Here is a 26,037-nt window from a genome sequence, read left to right as displayed (position 1 = left end):
GGGCGCCGCCGACCACGAGGGCGACACCGAGGAGGTGGGCGGTTACCGAGCGGGGTTCGTCACGTTCGTCGGGCGTCCCAACGTCGGCAAGTCGACGCTCACGAACGCCCTCGTCGGCGAGAAGGTCGCGATCACGAGCTCGAAGCCCCAAACGACGCGGCGGGCGATCCGCGGCCTCGTGCACCGCCCCGACGGTCAGCTCGTCATCGTGGACACCCCGGGCATCCACCGTCCGCGCACCCTCCTCGGACAACGCCTCAACGATCTCGTCGAGTCGACCCTGGGCGACGTCGACGTGATCGGCCTGTGCATCCCCGCCGACGAGAAGATCGGTCCGGGCGACCGGTTCATCAACGAGCAGCTCGAGCGGTACGGGCGGGCGAAGAAGATCGCGATCGTCACGAAGATCGACGAGGTGTCGCGGGACAAGGTGGGGGAGCAGCTCCTCGCCGTCTCCCAGTTGCGCGAGTGGGACTCGATCGTTCCGGTCTCCGCGACCGAGAGCATCCAGCTCGACGTGCTCGCGGACGAGATCCTCGCGCTCCTGCCACGATCCGTGGCGCTCTACCCCGCCGAGGCCGTGACCGAGGAGACGCTCGAGGACCGCGTGTCCGAGCTCATCCGCGAGGCGGCCCTCGAGGGCGTGACCGACGAGCTCCCGCACTCGCTCGCCGTGACGATCGACGACATCCAGCGCCGCGACGACAAGGACATCGTCGAGATCTACGCGAACGTGTTCGTGGAGCGCGACAGCCAGAAGGCCATCATCATCGGCAAGGGCGGGTCGCGACTCAAGGACGTCGGCTCGCGCGCGCGCGCCGAGATCGAGCCACTCGTCGGGTCCCCGGTGTTCCTCTCGCTGCGCGTCAAGGTCGCGAAGGAGTGGCAGCGCGACCCCAAGCAGCTGCGCCGCCTCGGATTCTGATCGTCACCCGCGGGGATGATCTTCGTCAACCGGGCGGCGGAGGACACGGTCCGACGCCCGGATCGAGCACCCCGGCGGGCTACCGTGGAGGGATGATCAGGACCCTCACGCGCACCCAGCTCGCGGTCGACATCACCGTCGCCGTCGTCCTCGGTCTCGTCGTGCTGCCGTTCTGCGTGATCTCCCCGTCGCCCGGCGTCGCCGCCGCCGTCGTCGTCCTGCTCTCCGGGGGGCTCGCACTGCGCCGCTACTCGCCGGCGATCGCGCTCTCGGTCGCCTGGATCGCCGTCGTCATCCAGCTGTCGACGCAGCAGCCCGCGAATTTCTTCGACATCATCATCCTGGGCGTGCTCTACGCCGTCGGCCGCTACGGCGACGGCTGGGTGCGGTGGTACGGGCTGATCTCGGCCGTCGTCGGAGGCGCGATCGCCTCCGTCTACACCGTCGGTCAGATCTTCGGCGGTCCGATCTTCGATGTGCTCTACGACCCGATGAACGTCGCCGGGTCCGTCTTCGTGCTCGTCACGGCTTCTGCGGCGGCCATCTTCGTGCTCACGATCGCCTGGGGTATGGGGGTCCTGATCCGTCAGTCGGAGACCACGCGAGCGTCGCGCGCCGAGCAGTACCGCCTCGAGCAGGAGCGACGCCTCGCCGAGCGCACCATCGTCGTCGAGCAGGAGCGCAACCGCATCGCGCGCGACATGCACGACGTCGTGGCGCACTCGCTCGCCGTCGTCATCGCCCAGGCCGACGGCGCACGATACGCGATGGCGACGGCGCCCCAGATGGGGGAGACGGCCCTCGAGACGATCTCGACCACGGCGCGCGAGGCTCTCATCGACGTCCGTGTCCTCCTGGCCGAACTGCGCCATAACCAGTCGGGCGGCCCGCAGCCGATGATCGCCGACCTCGGTCGCCTCGTCGAACAGATGAGAGCGGCCGGCCTCGCGATCCGCTTCCAGGAGACGGGGGCCGCGCGCCCGATGCCCTCGAGCCATCAGATCGCCGTCTATCGGATCGTGCAGGAGTCACTCACGAACGCCCTCCGCCACGGCGATCGAACCGGCGAGGTCTCGGTCGTCCTCCGTTGGGTCGAGCACGGCGTCGCCGTCGCGGTCGAGAACGCCGTGGCCCCCGTGCCCACGGCACCCTCGCCGGGACACGGCATCGCCGGAATGCGCGAGCGGGCCGAGCTCACGGGAGGCCGCCTCACCGTCGATCGCCCGAGCGGCGCCCTCTTCCGCATCGACGCCTTCATCCCCTTCCCCGCCCCCATCCGAGAGGCCACTCCGTGACCGACGCACCGATCTCCGTCCTCCTCGTCGACGACCAGGCCCTGTTCCGGGCCGGCATCCGCATGCTCGTCGATTCCCAACCCGACCTCCGGATCGTCGCCGAGGCCGAGGACGGCGCGGTGGGAGTCGCACGCGCCGTGGAGCTCGAGCCCGACGTCGTGCTCATGGACGTACGCATGCCGGTCATGGACGGCATCGCCGCCACGAGCGCGATCCTGGAGCGATTCGACGCGAGCGGGCGACCGAGCCCGAAGATCGTCGTGCTGACGACGTTCGACCTCGACGAGGCCGCCGCCACGGCGCTGCGTCGCGGCGCGAGCGGGTTCCTGTTGAAGGACACCCATCCCGAGTTCCTGCTCGCCGCGATCCGCACGGTGCACGCCGGGAACGCCGTCATCGCCCCCGGAGCCACCATGGAGCTCTTCCGTCACGTCGGCTCCACCTCGACGACCGCCGCGCCGCCGTCCTTCGCGACCCTCACCTCCCGCGAGCACGACATCTTCCTGTTCGCGGCCGCCGGACTCAGCAACTCCGAGATCGCCGCCCAGGAGTTCGTGAGCGAGGCGACCGTCAAGACGCACATCTCGCGCGTGCTCTCGAAGCTCGGACTGCGCGACCGGGTGCAGCTCGTCATCTTCGCCTACGAGCACGGGCTCGTCGATCCCGGATCGGTTCATCCTCGGGGATGACCCCTGATCACTTCGGTTGCCGACGCGGTGGCGGGGGTGCGGTTCCTAGCGTGGGAACCATGACGATCACCACTTCAGAAATGGGCCTCGCGGCCCGCGTCGCCGGCGTCTCCCGGTGCTTCGGCGTCGGGCACGGCGCCGTCGTCGCGCTCGACGACGTGTCCGTCGGAATCCGACGCGGCCAGTTCACCGCGATCATGGGTCCGAGCGGTTCCGGCAAGTCCACCCTCATGCATGTGATGGCCGGCCTGGACTCGACCGACGGGGGCCAGGTGTGGGTGGGCGACACCGACATCACGACCCTCGGCGACCGTGAGCTCACCCTCCTCCGTCGACGACGCATCGGATTCGTCTTCCAGTCCTTCAACCTCGTGCCCACGCTCGACGCCCGCGCGAACATCCTCCTCCCGTTCGACCTCGACGGCCGCAAGCCCGACGTCGACGAGTCCCGGTGGATCGACTCCCTCGTGTCGACCCTGGGTATCGACGATCGGCTGACGCACCGCCCGCACGAGTTGAGCGGCGGTCAGCAGCAGCGCGTCGCGATCGCCCGTGCGCTCGCCACGCGACCCGACCTCGTCTTCGCCGACGAACCCACCGGCAACCTCGACTCCCGCAGCGGCCGGGAGGTCCTCGCCCTCCTGACCGAGGCATGCTCGCGCTTCGGCCAGTCCATCGCGATGGTCACGCACGATCCGGTCGCGGCGTCCTACGCCGACCGGATCCTCTTCCTCGCCGACGGCCGCATCGTGGACGAGCGCGACCGTTCGAGCGCCGAGGAGATCTCCCGGTTCATGCTCGCCATGGAGGATGCCCGATGAGGATGCGCTGGCGCGACTACCGCGCCACCCTGCTCGTAGCCGCACTCTCCGGGGCGTTCGGCGCACTGCTGCTCCAGGGAACGGTGCTCCTCACGGACCTCGTCGCCGGGGGATCCGTCGGGTCGAAGGAATCGACGCGGCTCGCTCTCGGGCTCGTCGCCGTCGTCTTCTTCGCCATCGCGATCTTCGTGGGAGGCATCGTGACCGCCAACACGGTCGGCACCGTCATCGCGGGGAGGACGCGCGACATCGCGCTCCTCCGTCTCGTCGGGGCCGACGCGCGGACCCTGCGCAACCGCATCGCCGTCGACGGCATCCTCGTCGGGCTCGCGGGGGCCCTCATCGGCACCGTCGTCGGGATCGGCCTCATGGCCGCGCTGATCGGCGTCGGGGTCTCGACGGGCGACATCCCGTCCGGAGGCTCGACCGTGGTCTCGCCGGCGCTCGTCGCCCCCGTCGTCGTGGTCACCCTCACCACGTGGCTCGCGTCGTGGGTCGGCTCACGGCGCATCCTCGCCGTGCGTCCCGTGCAGGCGACGGCGGCGTCCGTCGAATCCGACGACGACTCGGGTCGCTCGATGGTGGCCCGGCGCATCGCGTCGATCGTCCTCATCGCGGTCGGCGTCCTGCTGCTGGGCGGGGGAGTGGTCATCGGCATGGTCTCCATGCTCGGAGTCCTCGTGGGCATGCTCGGGGGGATCCTCTCCTTCTCCGGGATCGTCCTCGCGGCCCCGTTCGTGATGCCTGCTGTGCTCCGGCTCGTCGGCCGTGCCCTCGGCCCGTCGCCGACCGCACGACTCGCCGCGGAGAACGCCGTCCGGAATCCCGCACGCAGCTCCCGCGCCACCATCGGTCTCGTCATCGGTGTCACGCTCGTCACGATGTTCGCCGTAGCGACCTCGAGCTACTACGACATGATCGTCCGGGCGAGCGAACAGTACCCGGAGGACTTCGCGGGCGTCGACGAGACGCTCGCCATCACGATCGGCGTCTTCTCGGTCCTCTTCGGCTTCAGCGCCGTGATCGCGGCGGTCGGGATGGTCAACACCCTCTCGCTCAGCGTCCTCCAGCGCCGGCGCGAGCTCGGTCTGCTCCGTGCACTCGGATTCACGGCCGGTCAGGTACGGCGCATGGTGCTCGCCGAGGCCGTGCAGATGTCGGTGGCGTCGGTCGCATTCGGCGTCGTGCTCGGGATCGTCTACGGCTGGAGCGGCGCGCAGGCGCTCCTCGGGTCGATGCTCGGCGGCGGATTCGTCGGTCCGAGCGTGCCCTGGTTCGTCATCGTGGGAGCCGTCGTGGTCGCGGTGGTCCTCGCCGCAGCCGCGTCGATCGCCCCCGCGCAGCGGGCCACTCGAGTCAGCCCGGTGGCGGCACTCGCGGTCGAGTGAGCGTCGTCGGGTGATCGCTGCCCAGGCGGCACGGTGCGACGTGGAGGTCCGCGGCCGCACCGTGCTAGCCTGGCCCCGTGCTTCTCGGTTCGCTCCTCCTTAGCTGCCGCGACGAGGCTTAGCCGCTTTCTCCTCGTCGCGGAGTCCGTCGTGACCTACGTAGACGTTTCCCTTGGAGTAGAGCAATGAAGAACACGCAGTCAGCTTCGGCCATGCCGATCCACAAGTACCGCCCGTTCCACGAGCAGATCCGTGTCGACCTCCCCGACCGCACCTGGCCGGGTAATCGCATCACGACGGCGCCCCGGTGGTGCGCGGTCGATCTCCGCGATGGAAATCAGGCGCTCATCGATCCCATGAGCCCCGAGCGCAAGCGCGTCATGTTCGACCTCCTCGTGAAGATGGGCTACAAGGAGATCGAGGTCGGTTTCCCGAGCGCCTCGCAGACGGACTTCGACTTCGTCCGCAGCCTCATCGAGGAGGGGGCGATCCCGGACGACGTCACCATCCAGGTGCTGACGCAAGCACGCGAGCACCTCATCGAGCGCACCTACGAGTCGATCGCCGGCGCGAAGCAAGCGATCGTCCACCTCTACAACTCCACGAGCATCCTGCAGCGCGACGTCGTGTTCCGCACCGACCAGCAGGGCATCGTCGACATCGCCCTCGCCGGAGCGCGACTGTGCCGCCAGATGGAGGCGAAGGTGCCCGGCACCACCGTCTACTACGAGTACTCGCCCGAGAGTTACACGGGGACCGAGCTCGAGTTCGCCGTCGACATCTGCAACCAGGTCGTCGAGGTCTTCGAGCCGACCCCCGACCGCAAGGTCATCATCAATCTCCCGGCCACGGTCGAGATGGCGACGCCCAACGTCTACGCCGACTCGATCGAGTGGATGTCCCGCCATCTCACGCACCGCGAGAACGTCATCCTCTCGCTGCACCCGCACAACGACCGGGGCACGGCCGTCGCCGCCGCAGAGCTCGGTTACCTCGCGGGAGCCGATCGGATCGAGGGGTGCCTCTTCGGCAACGGGGAGCGCACGGGCAACGTCGACCTCGTCGCCCTCGGCGTGAACCTGTTCACCCAGGGTGTCGACCCGCAGATCGACTTCAGCGACATCGACTCCGTCAAGCGCACGGTCGAATACTGCAACCAGCTGCCGGTTCCCGAGCGCAGCCCGTGGGCGGGCGACCTCGTCTTCACGGCGTTCAGCGGCTCGCACCAGGACGCGATCAAGAAGGGCTTCGAGCGCATGGCCGCCGACGCCGCCGCCCGCGGAGTGTCGGTCGACGAGATCGAGTGGGCCGTGCCCTACCTGCCCGTCGACCCGAAGGACCTGGGACGCAGCTACGAGGCCGTCATCCGAGTCAACTCGCAGTCCGGCAAGGGCGGCGTCGCGTACCTCCTCAAGACCGACCACGGGATGGACCTGCCCCGCAAGCTGCAGATCGAGTTCTCGGGGGTCGTCCAGGCGAAGACCGACTCCGAGGGCGGCGAGATGACGAGCGCGGCCATCTGGCGCATCTTCGAGGACGAGTACCTCCCCTCTGCCGTGACGGAGGCCAAGTGGGGCCGCTTCGAGCTGCGCCACGCGCGGACATCGAGCGATCTCTCCGGCGTCGTCGACCTCATCGTGCAGCTGCGCGACGGGGACGAGGTCGCCGAGGCGACCTCGACGGGCAACGGACCGATCGATGCGTTCCTCGTCATCCTCCGCGGTCACGGCGTCGACGTGACCCTCTACGACTACGTGGAGCACGCCATGAGCGAGGGCGGCGACGCCCGTGCCGCCGCGTACGTCGAGCTGCAGGTGGACGGCGAGCGGCTCTGGGGCGTCGGGATCGACAGCGACATCGCCGTGGCCTCGCTCAAAGCCATCGTGTCCGCGGTCAACCGTGGAGTGCGGGCGGCGCACCCCGACCTGGAGCTCGCCTCCGTCTGACCTCGGCCCGCCCGCGGCCCCGCGCCGATCTGGACCTCCGTGGCGCCGCCCCTCACCGGGGCGGCGCCACGTGCGTTCACACTCCCGTCGAGAGCCGACGCTCCCTGTTCACCTGCGGTTCCCCTCGGCGTCATCCCGCGGCGACGAAGTGTTCGGTGTGCCCTGTTTGAGTGGTGCGAGCTCGCCCCCTCGACGGAAAGACAGGTCATGACCACATCTCTGCGACGCATCGATCTCCCCATGGCCGGTCACGTGAAGGGTAAGCGCAGCGCCGTGACGTGCGCCCTCAAGTGCGCCAACGCGTGCTCCTCCGGCGTCTGCAACACGTCCCAGAACGGCTACTTCCGTGACATCGTGCAGGCGCAGGTGTCTCGGCGGACCGCGCTCGGCCTCGGACTCGCGGGCGTCGTCACCGTCGCCGCCGGATCGCTCGGACTCTCCCGCGCCGGTTCGGCCGCTGCGGCGACCGGCGGTCCGGTCGCGGCCTTCGTGCCGTCGGCGTTGTCCTTCACCCCCATCGATCCCGTACCGTACACAGTCGACGCGTTCACCGTTCCCGAGGGCTTCTCCTGGCAGCCGATCATCCGCTGGGGCGACCCGCTCTTCACCGACAGCGCCGAGTTCGACATCTCGAACCAGACCGCGGCGGCCCAGGCGGGTCAGTTCGGCTACAACAACGACTACACCGACATCGTCGAGCTCCCTGGAACGGATCGACTGCGCGCGCTGCTCTTCGTGAACCACGAGTACACCAACGAGACGATCATGTTCTCCGAGAGCGAGCTCGCCTCGGACCTCGAACGGATCCGAGCCGTCGGTCGCGCCGCGCACGGCCTGTCGGTCGTGGAGCTCGTGCGCGAGGCCGTCGACCGTCCCTGGGAGTACGTCCGCGGCGGCGAGCACAACCGCCGCTTCCTCATCGACACCCCGTACACGATGACGGGAGCGGCCGCGGGCTCCGACCTGTTGAAGACGACGGCCGACCCGTCGGGTCGTACCGTGCTCGGCACGCTCGGAAACTGCGCCGGCGGCACGACCCCGTGGGGCACGATCCTCTCCGGCGAGGAGAACTTCAACGGCTACTTCCGGTCGGCCGGCACCTCCGCCGCCGAGAAGCGCTACGGCCTCGCACCCGGCGCGACCGCCCGCCAGTGGGAACTCGACGACCCCCGGTTCGACGCGCGCACCGCGGGGTACGAGAACGAGGTGAACCGCTTCGGCTGGATCGTCGAGGTCGACCCCTTCGACCCGACGTCCACCCCGCGGAAGCACACCGCGATGGGTCGCCTCAAGCACGAGGGCGCGAACGTCATCGTGGCGCCGAACGGCAAGGTCGTCGCCTACATGGGCGACGATGAGCGGTTCGACTACCTCTACAAGTTCGTGTCGCAGAAGAGCTACATCGAGGGCGACCGCGCGCACAACCTGACCATCCTCGAGGAGGGCGACCTCTACGTCGCTCGTTTCGCCGGCGACTCGCCCACTTCCGAGATCGACGGCACGGGCGCCGTCCCCTCCGACGGCTCGTTCGACGGAACCGGGCAGTGGATCCCGCTCGTGGTCTCCGGTGCGTCCGCGATCGCGGGCATGAGCGTCGAGGAGGTCCTCGTGAACACGCGGTTGGCCGCCGACATCGCAGGGGCCACGAAGATGGACCGGTGCGAGGACGTCGAGCCGAACCTCATCACGGGCAAGATCTACGTCGCCTGCACGAACAACTCCAACCGTGGCAACGAGGGCACCGAGGGGGCGACCGAGGTCAACCCGCGCCTGCAGAACCGTGACGGCCACATCGTCGAGATCACGGAGGACGGCGGCGACCAGACGGGCACCACGTTCACCTGGAACCTCCTCATGCTGTGCGGCGACTACGCACAGGGCGACGTCGTGTACTTCTCCGGCTTCCCGCAGGAGCAGGTCTCGCCGATCTCCTGCCCGGACAACCTCGCGTTCGACTCCGTGGGCAACCTCTGGATCTCGACGGACGGCGCTCCCGACGGGATCGGCTACAACGACGGCCTCTTCAAGGTCTCGCTCGAGGGAGCGGACCGCGGCAACGTGCAGCAGTTCCTCTCGGTTCCGCGCGAGGCGGAGACGTGCGGCCCGGTGATCCGCGATGCCGACCAGCACGTCTTCGTCTCGGTGCAGCACCCCGGCGAGGACGGTTCGTTCGAAGCGCCGACGTCCTACTTCCCCGACTACGCGAACGACCCGTCCGCTCGCCTCGTCGGCTCCGTCGCGCAGCCGCGCCCGGCGGTCGTCCAGGTGCTGCCGACGGTCCAGCTCGAGCCGGCGCCGACCCCGACCCCGACGCCGGAGCCGACGCCCACGGGATCGCCTACGGCCACGCCCACCGCGGGACCGACCGGCGCCCCGTCGCCGTCCCCGAGCCCGTCCGGCGGATCCGGGGTCGGCAACGGCGGCGGATCGGGCAACGGCTCGGGCTCCGGGGGAGGCCTCGCCGCGACGGGAGCCGAGACGGGCGGGGTCATCGCCGCCGCCGCGGCTCTCGTCGCCGCGGGTGCCGCGGCCATCGGCCTGCGCGCGCGCCGCGGCTCCCGCGCCGACGCCGGCGAGGACACCCCGACCGACGCCTGAGGGCCGCGCCGGGGGCTCACCCCTGATCACGCTGATCGTTCAGGGTCTTGCGTACGCAACTGCCTCCTGCGGGTGAATTCTCACCAGCAGGAGGCAGTTGCGTACGCAGTTGCGGGCCGATTCAAGCTCGGGACGGAGGGACGGACGCGGCGGGTCAGCGGCGGCGACGCCAGGAGCGCCAGCCGGCGAGCGCCCGCTGCTCTGGCAGGCTCCAGCCGAAGCTGATCGCGAGCACGCGCAGGAGGGTCGTCACGAGGACGCACGCGATCGCGGCGACCCCCACCGGAAGCCCGAGGCTCGCCGCGACGACGAGCGTCGTCGTGCCGGCGGCCGCCGCGACGGCGTAGAGCGAACCCACGTGCATGAGCGCGACGGGGAGGTTCAACATGACGTCGCGCACCACGCTCCCACCGACCGCCGCGACGACCCCGACGAAGATCGCGGGGACCTCGGGCAGACCCAGGGCGAGGGCCTTCGAGGATCCGATCGCGCCGAAGAGCCCGATCGTCAGGGCGTCGAGGCCGATGATGACGGGGCCGAGCCGCGAGAAGACCTGCAGGAGCAGCATCCCGAGGAGGGCAGCCGCCGACGCCACGATGAGGTAGCCGTTCGATTGCAGGGCGGCGGGAGGCAGGCCGAGGAGGATGTCGCGACCGAACCCGCCGCCGAGCCCGACCACGATCCCGATGATCCCGACACCCAGCAGGTCGAGCCGGTTGTCGGTGAAGCGCGCCGCGAACATCGCACCCTGGACGCCGCCGACGGCCACGGCCGCGAGGTCGATCCAGAGGGGGATGGTGAAGAGCGGTGACACGGCACCATCGTGCCACGGCGCAGCGGCTCCCGGGACGCTCGTTCCTGCCCGACGAGCCTCCCGGGAATCGGCCGTCGCTGGCGCGTCGCGGCGGACCCGGCACCCCAGGGAACGGGGATAATCGACGTATGCCCGTATACCGAGACGAAGGCGTCGTGCTCCGCACGACGAAGCTCGGTGAAGCCGACCGCATCGTCACGCTGCTCACGAAGCAGCACGGCAAGGTGCGCGCCGTGGCGAAGGGCGTCCGCCGCACCTCCTCCAAGTTCGGATCGCGCCTCGAGCCGTTCATGGTCGCCGACCTGCAGCTCTACGAGGGACGCAGCCTCGACATCGTGAACCAGGCGGAGACCCTCGGGTCCTACGGAGCCGAGATCGTCGCGGACTATCCGAGCTACACCGCGGCCAACGCCATCGTCGAGACGGCCGATCGACTGACGGACTCCGAGCCGCAGCTCCAGCAGTACTTGTTGCTCGTCGGTGCACTGCGTTCCCTCTCCCGACGAGACCACGATCCCGCGCTCGTCCTCGACGCCTATCTGCTGCGGTCGCTGTCCCTCGCCGGATGGGCGCCGAGCTTCTTCGACTGCTCGCGGTGCCAGGCGCCCGGGCCGCACTCGCACGCCGTCGTGCAGTTGGGCGGCGTCGTGTGCGACGACTGTGCGCCCTCCGGCAGCCCGCGCCTCGACGACGATACGCTCGGTCTCCTCTCGGCCCTGCTCACGGGCGACTGGGGGCTCGCCGATGACAGCCCGGATCCGGTACGCCGCCGGGCGAGCGGCGTCACGGCCGCCTACACCCAGTGGCACCTCGAGCGTGGACTCCGATCGCTCGCCCACCTCGACAGGAGGCAGATCACCTCATGACGCCGAAGCCCTTCACCCACCGCGACGCCGTGCCGTACCGTCCCCTCGATTGGACGGGTGTCTACCCGCCGGAGCTGCCGAAGCGCCTCGTCCCGAATCACATCGCGATCGTGATGGACGGCAACGGCCGCTGGGCGAACAAGCGGGGGCAGACGCGGATCGAGGGGCACCGGGCGGGAGAGGCGGCCCTCCTCGATGTCGTCGCCGGAGCGATCCAGCTCGGCGTCAAGCATCTCAGCGTCTACGCCTTCTCCACCGAGAACTGGTCGAGGTCTCCCGACGAGGTGCGGTTCCTCATGGGCTACAACCGCGATGTGCTCCACCGGCGACGCGACCAGCTCAACGAGTGGGGTGTGCGTATCCGTTGGGCCGGACGGCGACCGAAGCTCTGGCGTTCCGTCATCTCCGAGCTCGAGTACGCCGAGGCCCTCACAGCCGGCAATTCCACCCTCACGCTCACGATGTGCGTCAATTACGGCGGTCGGACAGAGATCGCCGACGCGGTCCGCGGCCTCGCCGAGGAGGTCAAGGCCGGTCGCCTCAAGCCCTCCGGCATCTCCGAGAAGACGATCGGACGCGCGCTGTACCTTCCCGACATGCCCGACGTCGATCTCTTCGTGCGGAGTTCGGGCGAACAGCGCACGAGCAACTTCCTCCTCTGGCAGAGCGCCTACGCCGAGATGGTCTTCCTCGACACCCTCTGGCCCGACTTCACCCGGACCGACCTCTGGCACGCCGCACGCATATACGCGTCGCGCGACCGCCGGTTCGGGGGAGCCGTCGACAAGCCGACGGCCGAATCGGCCGGGGTCGCTGAGCCGCAGGAATAGCACGACGCCCCGGAGGGTTTCCCCGAGCATGAGCTCAGAGAACCTCCGCGTCGACGTCTGGTCCGACATCGCCTGCCCGTGGTGCTACATCGGCAAGCGACGATTCGAAGCGGGGGAGGCTGCGTGGCGCGAGGCCGGTGAGGGCACCACTCCGGCTGTCGACCTCGTCTTCCACAGTTTCGAGCTGTCGCCCGACACCCCGGAGGACTTCGAGGGCGACGAGGCGGACTACCTCGCGCGCCACAAGGGCATCGACGCCGGTCAGGCCCGACAGATGCTCGACCACGTCACGGGTATCGCCGCCTCGGTCGGCCTCGAGTACCGGTTCGACATGCTCAAGCACACGAACACGGTCCTCGCGCACGAGCTCATCCATTTCGCCGCCGCCCAGGGTGTGCAGCTCGAGATGACGGAGCGGCTCATGCGCGCCTACTTCACCGAGGGCCGCCACCTCGGCCGCGAGGACGAGCTCGTCGCCCTCGCGACCGAGATCGGTCTCGATCCCGAGGAAGCGGCCACGGCGCTCCGCGACCACACCTTCCGCGCGGACGTCCTCGCGGACGAGGCGCAGGCGAGGGAACTCGGGATCAACGGCGTCCCCTTCTTCGTCATCGACGGGAAGTGGGCGCTCTCCGGCGCTCAGGAGCCGGCGACGTTCGCCTCTGCCCTCGCTCACGCCGAGCGCGAACGCTCCGCGGTGCCGTCCCCGGTGTCCGAGGGAGCGGGGTCGTGACGTCGACGGACCGCCTGTCCGCCCCGCTCGGCGGGTTCACGTTCGTGGCGCCGACGCAGGACGCGTGCGAGGGCGACGCGTGCCTCCTCCCGAGCAGCGAACCCCTGACGGAGACTGCGGGCGTCACTCCTCCGCGGTGATATCCGAGACCGTCGCGTCGAGGGCGGCCAGCAGTGCGTCCCCGTCGACGAAGGTACTGAGGCCGTGGGCGCCACCGCCGAGAGCCACCCGACGACCACGGATGCGTTCGTCGGCGTAGACGGGCCACGCCGTCGTGCTCCCGAGCGGTGTGATGGTGCCGCGCTCGTATCCGGTGGCCGCCTTCGCCTGATCGGCATCCGGCAGTGACAGACGATTGATGCCCACGGCGCCTCGGAGCTTCGCCCAGTCGATCTTCCGTCCTCCGGGGACGAGGGCGAAGAGGTACTCGCCGTCGGAACGGCGGACGACGAGGGATTTCACGATGTCACCCGGCTCGATCCCGAGCAACTCGGCGGCCTCCGCGAGACTGCGGGCAGCGGGGCGTGTGACGACCTCCACGTCGAGCCCGAGCGCCGCCGCGTGCGCCCGCATGGCCTCCGTTCCGGTGGGGGAGTCGTGGTCCGGTGCGGAACCGTCGTGCGATGCGACCATGGGGCGGTGTCCTATCTGGGAGAATGAGAGGGACATGACGATGACTTCAACGATAGGCGAGCGGCCCGCATCGGCTCCGCAGCCCGCTGCGCTCGAGATCGGACCGCTCCGACTCGACGTCCCCGTGGTGCTCGCGCCGATGGCCGGCATCACCAACACCGCGTTCCGCCGGCTGTGCCGCGAGTTCGGCGCCGGCCTCTACGTGAGCGAGATGATCACGTCCCGCGCCCTCGTCGAGCGCACCCCCGAGACGATGCGACTGATCACCCATCACGAGTCCGAGACCCCGCGGAGCATCCAGCTCTACGGCGTGGACCCGAAGACGGTGCGCGAAGCGGTCACCATCCTCGTCGACGAGGACCGAGCCGACCACATCGACCTCAACTTCGGCTGCCCGGTCCCGAAGGTCACCCGCAAGGGCGGCGGCGCGGCGCTCCCGTGGAAGCTCGACCTCTTCCGCGACATCGTCGAGAACGCCGTTTCGGCGGCTGGGGACGTGCCGCTCACGATCAAGATGCGCAAGGGCATCGATCCCGATCACCTCACCTACCTCGAGGCCGGTCGCATCGCCGAGGGCGCGGGCGTCTCGAGCATCGCGCTCCACGCGCGCACCGCGAGCGAGTTCTACTCCGGGAACGCCGACTGGTCCGCGATCACGCGCTTGAAGGAGACGGTGTCGACGGTCCCGGTCCTCGGCAACGGCGACATCTGGTCGGGCGAGGACGCCCTCCGCATGATGGACGAGACCGGCTGCGACGGCGTCGTCGTCGGTCGCGGCTGCCTCGGTCGCCCGTGGCTCTTCGGCGATCTCGCGGCGGTGTTCACAGGATCCGACACGCGCCACACTCCGGATCTGCGGCAGGTCGCCGGCACCTTCCGACGCCATGCGGAACTCCTCGCCGAGTTCTTCGACAGCGAAGAGCGCGGCTGCCGCGACATCCGCAAGCACGTCGCCTGGTACTTCAAGGGCTACCCCGTCGGCGGCGATCTCCGGACCCGCCTCGCCATGGTCGAATCGCTCGACCAGCTCGACGAGCTGCTGGACTCCCTCCCGCTCGACGCTCCCTACCCGGGGGCCGACGCCGAGGGCCCGCGCGGCCGGGCCGGAACGCCGAAACGACCCGTGCTCCCGGAGAACTGGCTCGCGTCGCGGGCGCTCGCGACGCAGGAGGCGAGCGACCTCTCCGAGGCCGAACTCGACACGAGCGGTGGCTGACGCGCGTGGTCTCTGACACGGACGGGCAGTACGGGACGTTCGACACCGAACGGTGGCTGCCCGAGGAGCACTCATCGCGCCGCAGCGACTTCGCCCGCGACCGCGCACGCCTCCTGCATTCGAGTTCCCTCCGTCGGCTCGCGGCGAAGACCCAGGTCCTCTCGCCGACGGCCGGCCTCGACTTCGCCCGCAACCGGCTGACGCACTCGCTCGAGGTCGCGCAGGTCGGTCGTGAGCTCGCGACGAGCCTCGGCCTCGACCCCGACATCGTCGACACCGCGTGCCTCGCGCACGACCTCGGGCACCCGCCGTTCGGCCACAACGGCGAACGCGCTCTCTCGGAATGGGCCGCCGACGTGGGCGGTTTCGAGGGAAACGCCCAGACACTGCGCATCCTCACCCGCCTCGAGCCGAAGGTCTTCGGCGACGACGACCGCAGCTACGGACTCAACCTCACGCGAGCGAGCCTCGACGCGAGCTGCAAGTATCCGTGGCCCGCGTCCGCGTCGACCCCGGACCCCGGTGGACGAGAGAAGTTCGGGTTCTACGAGGACGACCGCGCCGCGTTCGAGTGGGTGCGACGGGGCGCCCCCGAGCGCACGCCGTGCATCGAGGCCCAGGTCATGGACCTCTCGGACGACATCGCGTACTCGGTGCACGACTTCGAGGACGCCGTCGTCGGTCAGTTCATCGACCCGGCCTTCCTCAACGCACGCGCGGGACACGATGCGCTCATCCACGCCATCCGTGAATGGAACGGTCCCCGTTTCGGCGAGGACGACCTCGCGGCGGCGTTCGATCGCCTCGCGGGTTTCGACGTGTGGGTCACGAGCTGGGACGCCTCCCGTCGCGATCTCGCGAAGCTCAAGAACTTCACGAGCCAGATGATCGGGCGTTTCGCGGGCTCCGCAGTCGCCGCCACCCGTGAGGCCTTCCCGCAGTCCTCGCTCGCCCGCTTCGGGGCCGACGTCGTCGTGCCCGACGAGATCGCAGCGGAGATCGCGGTCCTCAAGGGAGTCGTGGGCGCGTACGTGATGACGAGCGAGCCGCGCCAGCCGGTGTACGCCCACCAGCGGGACATGCTCACGACCATCGCAGACGCGCTCTACGAGACGGGTGGCGCCGGTCTCGACACGGGCCATCGCCACGAATGGGACCTGGCAGCGGACGACGTCGCCCGGCGCCGCGTGGTCGTCGACCAGGTGGCGAGCCTCACCGATCAGGCGGTCATCGCGTGGATCGAGCGCGGCCGTCCCCTGAGCACGGCCGCATCCGGACCCGGCGACCTCTCGCGCGGCTAGAATTCACGTCATGGCAGGGCGGATTCGACAGAGCGACATCGACGAGGTGAAGTCGCGGACGAACATCGCCGACATCGTGGGCGATCACGTGAGCCTCAAGAGTGCGGGCGTCGGGTCGATGAAGGGGCTTTGTCCCTTCCACGACGAACGCAGCCCGAGCTTCCACGTTCGACCGCAGGTGGGTTTCTACCACTGCTTCGGGTGCGGCGAGTCGGGCGACGTCATCTCGTTCCTGCGCAAGATCGACCACGTCACCTTCACCGAGGCGATCGAGCGGCTCGCCGCACGGATCGGCCTGACGCTGCACTACGAGGACGGCGGCGGACCCGACGAGGACGGTCCCAAGCGCGCGCGGCTGCTCGCGGCGAACACCGCGGCGGAGCAGTGGTTCCAGGAGCAGTTGCACACGGCGACGGCCGACCCCGGACGTCGATTCCTCGGCGAACGCGGTTTCGATTCCGCCGCCGCCGCCCGCTTCGGTGTGGGCTTCGCCCCCCAGAGCTGGGATCAGCTCACGAAGATGCTGCAGGGTCGCGGGTTCTCGCGCGATGAGATCATCGCGTCCGGGCTCGTCTCGCAGGGAGATCGCGGAGCGTACGACCGCTTCCGCGGGCGACTTGTCTGGCCGATCCGCGATGTGACGGGCCAGACGGTGGGGTTCGGTGCCCGCCGGCTGCTCGACGACGACAAGGGTCCGAAGTACCTGAACACACCGGAGACGGCCGTCTACCACAAGGGCCAGGTCCTCTACGGCCTGGATCTGGCCAAGCGCGAGATCTCCCGAGGCCATCGCGTCGTCGTCGTCGAGGGCTACACCGACGTCATGGCGGCCCACCTCGCGGGCGTCGGAACGGCCGTCGCCACGTGCGGCACCTCCTTCGGCGTCGATCACATCAAGGTCCTTCGCCGTGTCATGGGCGACGACTCGAGCGGGGGAGAGGTGATCTTCACCTTCGATCCCGATGCCGCCGGCCAGAAGGCCGCACTCCGGGCCTTCAGCGAGGAGAAGCGGTTCTCCGCACAGACCTACGTGGCGATCGGGCGCGACGGGCTCGACCCGTGCGACCTCCGCCTCGCCCACGGTGACGGAGCCGTGCGCGGCCTCATCGAGGCCAAGGAACCGATGTTCGAGTTCGTGATCCGTCAGGTGCTCGCCGACTACGATCTCGATACCGTCGAGGGGCGCGTCGCGGCCCTGCGGAAGGCGGCCCCGATCGTCGCCGAGATCCGCGATCCGTCCATCCGTCCCGGATACGCCCGCGTGCTCGCCGGTCGGCTCGGAGTGGACCTCGACGAGGTGTCGCGGGCCGTTCGGGACGCCTCGCGACGGTCCTCGGCGCCGTCCCTCGGCGAACCCGTGGATCTCGTCACCGTGGCCGAGCGCGCCGCGTCCTTGCGCGACCTGCCGTCCGACCCGGCGACGCGCCTCGAGCGGGATGCCCTGATGGCGATCGTGCAGCACCCGGACCTCGTCGGGCGCGAGCTCGTGGAATCCGCCATCCACACGCGCATCGACAATCCGACGCTCGCCCTCGTGCGCGACGCCCTCGCCGCGAGCATGGACCTCTTCGGAACGCCGGAGTGGTTCCTCCGCGTCGCCGAATCGCTTCCGGAGCCCTACCGGCCGTTCGTTCGCCAGCTCGCCGTCGCGCCGATCCCGCAACGGGACGGCGACCGCTTCGCCGGCTACGTCCGGGGTATCGCCACCTCGCTCGTCGAACGCGACCTCCTCCAGCGCGAGGCCGAGCTGCGCCGGATGATCCAGCGCAGCGACCCCGCGGACCGCGACGCATCGCGCGATCTCCAGAGGCGACTCGTCGCCCTCGGAGACGAACGGCGACGCCTGCAGGACGGTGTCGCGTGACGGAAGCGTGCGAGGGGGTGCAGGATGGAGCGTGTGACCTCTCTCTCTCCTGACAGCCGCGCCATCGTCGTCGACGACGTGAGCGTCGACTACCCGGCCCACGGGATCAGCGGGACCCACCGTGCCGTCGACGGGGTGTCCTTCTCCGTCGAATGGGGCGAGGTCGTCGGCATCATGGGCGAATCGGGCTCGGGGAAGTCGAGCGTCGCGCGCGTGCTCGCCGCCGATCATCTGCGCCCGTCCGGCCAGAACGTGTCCCCGCAGATCGTCGGAGGGGCCATCCGCGTCGGCGGCTCCTCCGTCCGTCGGCTGCGGCGACGGGACCTCCCGCGGTTCGACTTCGACGTCGCGTTCCTCCGCCAGGACGCGGCCGACACGCTCGATCCGGAGCGCACCGCCGCCGAGATCGTCGCGGCCCCCATCCTCGAACGCGACCGCCGCTACAACCGGGCATCCCTCGACCTCCGGGTCGCGACGCTCCTCGACGAGGTGATGCTCCCGCTCGGCACGATGGTGAAGTACCCCTTCGAGCTCTCGGCGGGCCAACGCCAACGCGTGGCCCTCGCGCGTACCCTCGCGCTCGACCCCAAGATCCTCGTCGCCGACGAACCCACGGCCGGCATCGACATCTCCGTGCGCTCGGCCGTCTCCGACCTCGTCGATCGGAGGCGCCGCGACGGCGACTTCGCCGCCGTCTTCGTGACGCACGACCTCGACCTGCTGCGGGCGCTCCGCGGCCGGGTCATCGCGCTGCACGGGGGGAGTGTCGTCGGGGTGGGCTCGGTGGACGGCCTGCTCGAGTCGGCGGAGCACCCGTTCCTGACGGCCCTCGCTCACGCGGTCGGCCCGCGGAGACCGTCGCGCCGACGTTCCGACGCCTCCTCCTCATGAGGGGCAGAGCCGTCGTGATTTGGCGTTCCACGAAGTTTTGCTAGAGTAGTCGAGTCCGTTCAGGATGATCCTCGATAGCTCAATTGGCAGAGCAATCGGCTGTTAACCGGTAGGTTCTTGGTTCGAGTCCAAGTCGAGGAGCCACCGTTCATCAGAGTCAACGACCGATGTTCACGACGAAAAGCCCCTCGCGAATCGCGAGGGGCTTTTTCGTTGTGTCGTCCTGGCGCCAGGCCCCTGACGATCTAGGGCTCGATGTCGTCGACGCCGGGCATCCAGCTGGCGCCGGGTTTTCCCCAGCCGCGTTTGCGTTCGATCTTGTCGGCGGTCCGCTGGAAGGCGTGCTGCAAGCGGTCGAGGTAGATCGTGCCGTCGAGGTGGTCGTACTCGTGCTGAAGGATCCGCGCGCGCCAGCCGGAGACGTCGAGGTGCACGGACGCCCCGTCGAGGTCGGATCCGGTGAGCACGGCGCGGTCGCTCCGACGGAGGGGGAAACGCTCGCCGGGGAAGGACAGGCAGCCTTCCGATTCCTCGTCCTCGTCCGGATCGCCCGGTTCGGCCGGCGAGATGAGGAGATCCGGATTGATGACGACTCCGCGCCACGGTGCGCCGTCGTCGTCGGTGTAGCCGTAGACGAAGAGCCGAAGCGGCACACCGACCTGCGGGGCCGCGAGCCCCACCCCCGGAGCGGCGTCCATCGTCTCGAACATGTCCGCGACGAGGGCGCGGAGGTCGTCGTCGACGGTCTCGACGGGCGAGGCGGGGGAGTGGAGTACGGGATCCCCTGAGATGCGGATCGGAAGAACGGCCATTCGTTGAGCCTAACCAACGGGGGCCGGGGTAGTCTCGACGGGTGTTTCTCGCCCCGCTCGACGACCTCACCGACATCACCGAAGAGTTCGTCAGGGACCCGATGCAGCTCGCGGGCATCCCGCTCGCCATCATCGGCGCCGTCTTCCTGTCCGTAGGGGCGCAGCTCCAGCACCGGGGTGTGACGAAGGTCGAGGCCCGCAGCGGCGGAACGACGTCGACGGGCCTCAATCTGGCCCAGCTCTCGGCGCTCCTCACCCGACCGTCCTGGGTGCTCGGAACACTCATGCTCGGGCTCGCGGTCGTCTTCCAGCTCGGGGCTCTCGCGTTCTCCCCGCTCATCATCGTCCAGCCGCTCGGGGCGATCGCTCTCGTCCTCACCGCGGTCATCAATGCACGCACGCACGGCGTGCGCCTCAACGCCCCCTCGATCCGGGCGATCGTCGCGTGCGTGGGGGGCGTCGGTCTGTTCGTCACCGTGGCAGCGCTCGTGGCGGGGGAGAAGGCGGTGACCGATGACGACCTGTTCGTGATCCTGATCCTTCTCGCGGTCGTGCTCGTCGTCTTCGGCGTCGCCTTCCTCCTCCAGCGGCGCAAGACGCGGGCGATCTTCTACATCGTCGCCGCCGGTTTCATCTACGGGTTCGTCGCGACGCTCGCGAAGGTGATCATCAACCGCGTGCAGAACGGCAACGTCGAGTGGCTCACGATCCTGTGCGGAGTCGCCCTCCTCGCCGGCGCGGCCCTCGGCGCCTACTTCGTCCAGAACGCCTACTCGTCCGGCCCGCCCGACCTCGTCATCGCGGGCCTCACGGTCATCGACCCGATGGTCGCCATCGGGATCGGGATCGTCGTGCTCGGCGAGGCCGCCGGCGCGCCACCCTGGGCCGTCATCGGCTTCATCATCGCCGGGCTCCTCGCCGTGTGGGGCGTCTTCCAGCTCGCGCGCCATCACCCGCAACTGCAGACCTGACACCGTCCGGTCGTTGCGGAGCGACGAGCCACGATCCCGGACCGGCACGCCGCACCGGGACGCACCACGGCTCTGGAGACCGCGACGGTTACACTGGGGCGACCGCAGACCGGACGTGACGCCACCGCGGAAACGCGACGGCACGCCGGCCGACACCGGAGGATCATCTCTACCTTGTCCGACTCATCGAGTACGACTCCGTCCACCGACCGCGAACCGGCCGAGAAGCCGCTCACGATCCTGATCGCAGCCGACACGTTCCCGCCGAACGTCAACGGTGCCGCACGGTTCGTCGAGCGCCTCGCCGCCGGTCTCGTGCGCCGCGGCCACACGGTGCACATCGTCGCACCGGCCGCGTCGCGCAAGCACGGGGTGTTCCAGGAGACCCACGATGGGGCGACCATGACGGTGCACCGGCTCTTCAGCCTGCGCTGGTTGCCGCACGACTGGCTGCGCTTCGCGCTCCCCGTCGTCATCCAGCGGAACGCCGCTCGCATCCTCGATGAGGTCAAGCCCGACGTCGTGCACTCCAACTCGCACCTCATCATCGGGCGCGGCCTCAGCATGCAGGCCGCCAAGCGCGGCATCCGCATCGTGGCGACGAACCACCTCATGCCCGAGAACATGATCGAGTTCACCGTCATCCCGAAGTGGTCGCGCGGCGCTCTCATCCGCTGGGCGTGGGGTCAGACCCGGAGCATCCTCGGGCTCGCCGAATCGATCACGACGCCGACCCGGAACGCGGCCGACTTCCTCGAGAAGAACACCGGTCTGCGGAACGTCCTGCCGATCTCCTGCGGGCTCGACGCCGAGCTGTACACCCCGAGCTTCGCTCCCCGCACCGAGAACCGCATCCTGTTCGTCGGCCGGGTCACGGGCGAGAAGCACATCGACGTCCTCATCCGCGCCCTCGGTCGCTTGCCGCAGCACCTGGACGCCAAGCTGACGATCGTCGGCGGCGGCGACCAGAAGCGCAACCTCGAGGTGCTCGCCGAGCAGCTCGGTCTCGCCGACCGGGTCACCTTCGCGGGTTACGTCACCGAGGAGGAGCTGCGCGCGAGCTACACCCGGGCGTCGGTGTTCGCGATGCCCTCGATCGCCGAGCTGCAGTCGATCGCCACGATGGAGGCGATGGCCTCGGGTCTCCCCGTGGTCGCCGCCGACGCAATGGCGCTCCCTCACCTCGTGCACGACGGCGAGAACGGCTTCCTGTTCACGCCCGGTGACGTCGACGAGATGGCCGCACGCCTCACGGACGTCCTCGAGGCCGCCCCTGAGCGTCTCGACGCCTTCAAGAACGAGTCGCTCCGACTCATCCAGGCGCACGACATCAACCGGACGCTCTCGACCTTCGAGAGTCTGTATCGTGGGGAACCGGTGACGAATGCCGCCGCCGACCACCAGCCGGAGCAGGCCCGCGACGAGGCCTGAGGCTCGGGGCGTTAGCTCAGTCGGTCAGAGCAGCGGACTCATAATCCGTCGGTCGTGGGTTCAAGCCCCACACGCCCCACCACACGCGGAGACCGTCGCCGAGCCCACTGAGGGTGCCGTCCGACCGTGGCACGGTCGGCGTCGATCAACGGATCCCGCAAGGACCGGCGTCGTGTCGGCCGCGCCGGTTAGGGTGATGATCAGCCGAGATCGACCGACGACCGCTCGGACGGTTCCGGCGACCACGACGACACGAGAACAATGTGCGATCTCGAGTGAGGGATGACGATGACGGATCAGAATCAGAACACGCAGGGCTGGGGCGACCCGAACGCTCGCCCGAACGTCGAGGGCGGCAACCAGTCGGGGGGCCAGCAGCCGAGCGGGCAGCCGGGGGAGTACACCCACCCGGGTCAGGGCCCCACCGAGGGCCAGTTCGGTCAGCCGGGGGAGTACGCGGCACCCGCGGCCCACTCGAACGAAGGACAGTACGGGCAGCCCGGCGAGTACGCGAGCCCGGTCGCGGGTTCGCCCGCGGGGCAGAGCGGGCAGTACCCCTCCGGCCCGCACCAGCAGGGTCAGAACCAGACAGACGGGTACCAGCAGGGCCAGTACCCGACGGGCGGGTATCCGGCCGGTGCGTATCAGAACGGACCGGGTGAGGCCGGTCGGACGGATCAGTTCGGCCAGCCCGGTCAGTACGGACAGAACGGCCAGAACGACACAGGCCAGTATGCGCCCTACGCGGGTGCCGCTCCGGCTGGGCCGCAGGGTCATGACGGCTTCGGTGCCCCGCAGCAGGCCACGCGCAAGCCGAAGACGGACGAGAACGGCGAGCCCTACGGCGTCGGACCGTTCACCCTGCGCGAGACGATCGTCGCCGGACTCGGGCTCCTCCTGCTCATCGCCTCCTTCCTCCCGCTCGTCGGAGGCCAGTACGCCGCGTACGTCGGGTACTCCAACCTCTGGGGTCCCGCACCCTGGCTCGTGATCCCCGGCGCCCTCGTGTTCGTCGCCGCCGCGGCGCTGCTCGTCCTGCGACGGACCGTGCCATCGGTGGGGTGGAAGGTGGGGTCGCTCTCCATCGACCAGTACGCCTCGGCTGCCGCCATCTCGACCGCGGGATTCCACCTCGGAGCCATCTTCCTCATGCTCGGACTGGGAGTGTGGTTCGGGGGATCGACCGACGGCTTCGCGCCCGGCGCCGGACCCATCCTCGGACTCATCGTCTCGCTCGCGGCGATCGCGCTCACGACCTTCGGTCACCGCATCCCGCCGTTCGCCTCGGACTTCCGTGATCGCGCCGCGTCGGAGGCGCACCCGTTCGCCCGCGCTCCCAAGAGCGTGCCGCAGCGGCCGAAGCCCGAACCGCAGCAGGCCCCCGCCGGGCATGGCGGACAGGGTACAGCGCCGGCCGGTTGGCCCGCCGCCGCGCAGGCGCCCAGCACGGGCGGCCACGAGACCGGCCAGGCACCCTCGTGGCAGCAGCCGCAGCAGCAGCCGTCCGCCGAGCCCTGGCCGGGTACGCCGGAGGCCGCACAGACGCCGCCGACAGCAGTGTTCTCGTCGCCAGAGGGCACCAGCAGCGAGCAGCCCGACCCGCGCACCGTCTTCGACGTGGACGCCCCGCACATCGATGGCGGGCGAGACGCGTCGCAGCAGGACACGCCGCCCGCCGCGGTGTTCGGCGCATCCGAGCCCGAGGACGCGGTGACGCCCGCAGACCGCCCCGGCTCGGCGCAGCACCCGCAGGTCGAGTTCGCACCGGCCGAGCAGTCCCCGGTCGAGCAGGCACCTGCCGATGACCGCACCGTCGAGTCGAACGAGTCCGATCCGGAGCGCACGCCGTCGGAGCAGACACCGTCGGAGCAGACACCGTCGGAGCAGACACCGGCCGAACAGCCGGTCGCGCAGCCGGTCGCCTTCGCTCCCTACTGGGTGCTGGCGCCGGAGACCCGCTCCGTCGCCGATATGTCGACCGGCGCCACCCTGTTCGAAGTCGGTCCGACGGCCTGGGCTCTCGCGGTCGGCGAGCACGACGGCGGGCTCGTGATCCGTGCGGACGACGGCCGAGTCGGCGTCCTCCGCTCGATCGACGACCTCACGCGGGGCTGAGCCGTTCGCGGTCGCTCCCGACTCCTGTCACACGGGGCGGGAGCGACCGCACCGGTCGGCGCTCCCCGGTAGGCTGGGGACGCCATGATGCAGTCCATCGATCTTCGCGGGCGCACGCTCGACACCCTCGCCCTCCGCCAGCTCATCCCACGCCCCGTCGTCGACGTCGCCGTCGCGAGCGCGGCCGCGCGTGACCTCATCACCGATGTCGCCGATCGCGGGGCTGACGCGCTCCTCGAGCAGGCCGATCGGTTCGACGGAGGTCGACCGGCCTCCCTCCGGGTCGACCCGGCGGACATCGACGCGGCCGTCGCCTCCATGGATCCGTCCGTGCGTGCTGCTCTCGAGGAAGCCATCCGTCGCGTTCGGACCGCCTCGGCCGCCCAGGTTCCGAGCGCGTCGCGGACCGAACTCGGTGACGGGGCCGTCGTCGAGCAGCGTTGGCACCCGGTCGACCGGGTCGGGCTGTACGTGCCCGGAGGCAAGGCCGTCTACCCCTCGAGCGTGGTCATGAACGTCGTGCCGGCTCTCGTCGCCGGTGTCCGTTCGATCGCCCTCGCATCGCCCCCTCAGAAGGAGCACGGCGGACGGGTCCACCCCACCATCCTCGCCGCGGCCGGCCTCCTCGGCATCACCGAGGTCTACGCGATGGGCGGAGCCGGGGCGATCGGTGCCTTCGCCCACGGCGTCCCGAGCATAGGCCTCGACCCTGTCGACGTCGTGACGGGGCCGGGCAACGTCTTCGTGGCCGCGGCCAAACGACTCGTGAAGGGCCTCGTCGGCATCGACTCCGAGGCCGGGACGACCGAGATCCTCGTGATCGCCGACGACTCTGCCGACCCTCGGCTCGTCGCCTTCGACCTCGTCAGTCAGGCCGAGCACGACGAGGCCGCGGCGTCGCTGCTCGTGACGGACTCGGAACGACTCGCACGCGCTGTCGAAGACGTCCTGCCGTCCATCGCCGGCGCGACCGCCCACGCGGAGCGCGTCCGGACGGCCCTCTCCGGTCCCCAGTCCGCCGTCGTCCTCGTCGACGACCTCGCGGCCGGCGCGGCGTTCAGCAACGTCTACGGCCCCGAGCACCTCGAGCTCCAGGTCGCCGACGAGGACGCCCTGCTGTCCCTCATCCACTCGGCCGGGGCCGTCTTCGTCGGCCCGAGCTCGCCCGTGAGCCTGGGAGACTACCTGGCGGGGTCGAACCACGTCCTGCCCACGGGAGGCGGGGCGCGTTTCGCCTCGGGCCTCGGAGCCTTCACATTCCTTCGCCCGCAGCAGATCGTGCGGTACTCGGAGGACGCCCTCGCGGCGGTCGCCGACCACATCGTGGCGCTGTCCACGGCCGAGGCGCTCCCGGCCCACGGCGAGGCGGTCTCCGCGCGCTTCCCGACCCCCGAAGCGGACTGACGGAGACCTCGCATGCACTGTCCATTCTGCCGATTCCCCGACTCTCGCGTCATCGACTCGCGCACGAGCGACGACGGCTTCTCCATCCGCCGCCGCCGGCAGTGCCCCGAATGCGGCCGCCGATTCAGCACGACGGAGACGGCGAGCCTCGGGGTCATCAAGCGCAGCGGCGTCGTCGAACCGTTCAGCCGCGACAAGGTCGTGAGCGGCGTACGGAAGGCCTGTCAGGGACGACCGGTCACTGATTCGGACCTGGCCGTGCTCGCCCAACGCGTCGAGGAGGCCATCCGTCAGACCGGCTCGGCGCAGATCGACGCCAATGACATCGGCCTGGCGATCCTGCAGCCGCTGCGCGAGCTCGACGAGGTCGCGTACCTGCGGTTCGCGAGCGTCTACCAGGCCTTCGATTCGCTCGACGACTTCGAGGAGGCCATCACCCTCCTCCGCGTCGAGCACGCGGGGGACGACCGTCCCCGCCGGGTCGACTGACCCCT

22 protein-coding genes and 2 tRNA genes are annotated in these 26,037 nt (G+C 69.8%); 21 read left to right on the top strand and 3 right to left on the bottom strand.

Annotated elements, in window-relative coordinates; all coding sequences use genetic code 11:
• Positions 1–34: 34 nt before the first annotated feature.
• The 7 genes from era (at position 35) to ELQ94_RS16435 (ending at position 9,662) form a co-directional block, all read left to right on the top strand.
• Positions 35–925 carry a GTPase Era gene (gene era, locus ELQ94_RS16465; RefSeq protein WP_243697087.1) on the top strand — a complete coding sequence of 297 codons (891 nt, stop codon included), beginning with the start codon at positions 35–37 and terminating at the stop codon, positions 923–925.
• A 92-nt stretch (positions 926–1,017) separates the two neighbouring features.
• A complete protein-coding gene (locus ELQ94_RS16460) occupies positions 1,018–2,220 on the top strand; it encodes a sensor histidine kinase (RefSeq protein WP_127051461.1) in 1,203 nt (400 codons plus the stop codon).
• The gene (locus ELQ94_RS16455; RefSeq protein WP_127051460.1) at positions 2,217–2,909 is read left to right on the top strand and encodes a response regulator; all 693 of its coding nucleotides are present in this window, start codon (positions 2,217–2,219) and stop codon (positions 2,907–2,909) included. Before ELQ94_RS16460 ends, ELQ94_RS16455 begins: the two co-directional genes overlap by 4 nt.
• Positions 2,910–2,968: 59 nt before the next feature.
• Positions 2,969–3,730: an ABC transporter ATP-binding protein gene (locus tag ELQ94_RS16450; protein ID WP_127051459.1), complete on the top strand. Its 762-nt coding sequence runs from the start codon at positions 2,969–2,971 to the stop codon at positions 3,728–3,730.
• On the top strand, positions 3,727–5,118 hold the full coding sequence (locus ELQ94_RS16445) for an ABC transporter permease (protein ID WP_127051458.1): 1,392 nt from the start codon (positions 3,727–3,729) through the stop codon (positions 5,116–5,118). Before ELQ94_RS16450 ends, ELQ94_RS16445 begins: the two co-directional genes overlap by 4 nt.
• A 185-nt stretch (positions 5,119–5,303) precedes the next feature.
• Positions 5,304–7,064 carry a 2-isopropylmalate synthase gene (gene leuA / locus ELQ94_RS16440; RefSeq protein ID WP_127051457.1) on the top strand — a complete coding sequence of 587 codons (1,761 nt, stop codon included), beginning with the start codon at positions 5,304–5,306 and terminating at the stop codon, positions 7,062–7,064.
• Between the two features lie 207 nt (positions 7,065–7,271).
• Entirely contained in the window at positions 7,272–9,662 is a 2,391-nt protein-coding gene (locus ELQ94_RS16435) for a PhoX family protein (RefSeq protein WP_127051456.1), read from the top strand.
• Positions 9,663–9,816: 154 nt separating this feature from the next.
• On the opposite strand, the gene ELQ94_RS16430 is transcribed toward ELQ94_RS16435, so the two are convergent.
• Complete coding sequence (locus tag ELQ94_RS16430) at positions 9,817–10,476, bottom strand: trimeric intracellular cation channel family protein (RefSeq protein WP_127051455.1); 660 nt, start codon at positions 10,474–10,476, stop codon at positions 9,817–9,819.
• 128 nt (positions 10,477–10,604) lie between these two features.
• Between ELQ94_RS16430 and recO the strand changes: the two genes are divergently transcribed.
• The 3 genes from recO to ELQ94_RS16415 are packed head-to-tail and all read left to right on the top strand — an operon-like array spanning position 10,605 to position 12,905.
• The gene (recO, locus tag ELQ94_RS16425) at positions 10,605–11,342 is read left to right on the top strand and encodes a DNA repair protein RecO (protein WP_127051454.1); all 738 of its coding nucleotides are present in this window, start codon (positions 10,605–10,607) and stop codon (positions 11,340–11,342) included.
• On the top strand, positions 11,339–12,172 hold the full coding sequence (locus tag ELQ94_RS16420; RefSeq protein ID WP_127051453.1) for an isoprenyl transferase: 834 nt from the start codon (positions 11,339–11,341) through the stop codon (positions 12,170–12,172). The genes recO and ELQ94_RS16420 overlap by 4 nt, the downstream gene beginning before the upstream one ends.
• A 28-nt stretch (positions 12,173–12,200) precedes the next feature.
• Positions 12,201–12,905, top strand: a complete 705-nt coding sequence (locus ELQ94_RS16415) for a DsbA family oxidoreductase (RefSeq protein ID WP_127051452.1) — start codon at positions 12,201–12,203, stop codon at positions 12,903–12,905.
• A gap of 123 nt (positions 12,906–13,028) precedes the next feature.
• Here the strand turns inward: ELQ94_RS16415 and ELQ94_RS16410 are convergent, their stop codons facing one another.
• A complete protein-coding gene (locus tag ELQ94_RS16410; RefSeq protein ID WP_243697086.1) occupies positions 13,029–13,478 on the bottom strand; it encodes an aminoacyl-tRNA deacylase in 450 nt (149 codons plus the stop codon).
• A gap of 94 nt (positions 13,479–13,572) precedes the next feature.
• Between ELQ94_RS16410 and dusB the strand changes: the two genes are divergently transcribed.
• The 5 genes from dusB (at position 13,573) to ELQ94_RS16385 (ending at position 18,954) form a co-directional block, all read left to right on the top strand.
• A complete protein-coding gene (dusB, locus tag ELQ94_RS16405) occupies positions 13,573–14,754 on the top strand; it encodes a tRNA dihydrouridine synthase DusB (RefSeq protein WP_127051450.1) in 1,182 nt (393 codons plus the stop codon).
• Positions 14,755–14,759: 5 nt separating this feature from the next.
• Positions 14,760–16,055, top strand: coding sequence for a deoxyguanosinetriphosphate triphosphohydrolase (locus ELQ94_RS16400; protein WP_208007778.1), 1,296 nt, complete (start codon positions 14,760–14,762; stop codon positions 16,053–16,055).
• A gap of 10 nt (positions 16,056–16,065) precedes the next feature.
• The gene (gene dnaG / locus ELQ94_RS16395) at positions 16,066–17,919 is read left to right on the top strand and encodes a DNA primase (protein WP_127051449.1); all 1,854 of its coding nucleotides are present in this window, start codon (positions 16,066–16,068) and stop codon (positions 17,917–17,919) included.
• Positions 17,920–17,952: 33 nt separating this feature from the next.
• Entirely contained in the window at positions 17,953–18,810 is an 858-nt protein-coding gene (locus ELQ94_RS16390; RefSeq protein WP_166404880.1) for an ATP-binding cassette domain-containing protein, read from the top strand.
• Positions 18,811–18,878: 68 nt separating this feature from the next.
• Positions 18,879–18,954 (top strand) — tRNA-Asn (locus tag ELQ94_RS16385).
• A gap of 101 nt (positions 18,955–19,055) precedes the next feature.
• On the opposite strand, the gene def is transcribed toward ELQ94_RS16385, so the two are convergent.
• Positions 19,056–19,622: a peptide deformylase gene (gene def / locus ELQ94_RS16380; protein ID WP_127051447.1), complete on the bottom strand. Its 567-nt coding sequence runs from the start codon at positions 19,620–19,622 to the stop codon at positions 19,056–19,058.
• A gap of 41 nt (positions 19,623–19,663) precedes the next feature.
• Between def and ELQ94_RS16375 the strand changes: the two genes are divergently transcribed.
• The 6 genes from ELQ94_RS16375 (at position 19,664) to nrdR (ending at position 26,032) form a co-directional block, all read left to right on the top strand.
• The gene (locus tag ELQ94_RS16375) at positions 19,664–20,593 is read left to right on the top strand and encodes a DMT family transporter (RefSeq protein WP_341807746.1); all 930 of its coding nucleotides are present in this window, start codon (positions 19,664–19,666) and stop codon (positions 20,591–20,593) included.
• A 165-nt stretch (positions 20,594–20,758) separates the two neighbouring features.
• Positions 20,759–22,024 carry a glycosyltransferase gene (locus ELQ94_RS16370; RefSeq protein ID WP_243697085.1) on the top strand — a complete coding sequence of 422 codons (1,266 nt, stop codon included), beginning with the start codon at positions 20,759–20,761 and terminating at the stop codon, positions 22,022–22,024.
• Positions 22,025–22,029: 5 nt separating this feature from the next.
• Positions 22,030–22,106: transfer RNA gene (locus ELQ94_RS16365), tRNA-Ile, on the top strand.
• 206 nt (positions 22,107–22,312) lie between these two features.
• Complete coding sequence (locus ELQ94_RS16360; RefSeq protein ID WP_127051446.1) at positions 22,313–24,139, top strand: hypothetical protein; 1,827 nt, start codon at positions 22,313–22,315, stop codon at positions 24,137–24,139.
• A gap of 84 nt (positions 24,140–24,223) precedes the next feature.
• The gene (hisD, locus tag ELQ94_RS16355) at positions 24,224–25,543 is read left to right on the top strand and encodes a histidinol dehydrogenase (RefSeq protein ID WP_127051445.1); all 1,320 of its coding nucleotides are present in this window, start codon (positions 24,224–24,226) and stop codon (positions 25,541–25,543) included.
• A gap of 12 nt (positions 25,544–25,555) precedes the next feature.
• Positions 25,556–26,032, top strand: coding sequence for a transcriptional regulator NrdR (nrdR, locus tag ELQ94_RS16350; protein WP_127051444.1), 477 nt, complete (start codon positions 25,556–25,558; stop codon positions 26,030–26,032).
• Positions 26,033–26,037 lie beyond the last annotated feature (5 nt).

It is taken from the genome of Labedella endophytica, from assembly GCF_003990045.1.
Classification (GTDB): domain Bacteria; phylum Actinomycetota; class Actinomycetes; order Actinomycetales; family Microbacteriaceae; genus Labedella; species Labedella endophytica.
This window is presented reverse-complemented; position numbering and strand designations above follow the sequence as displayed.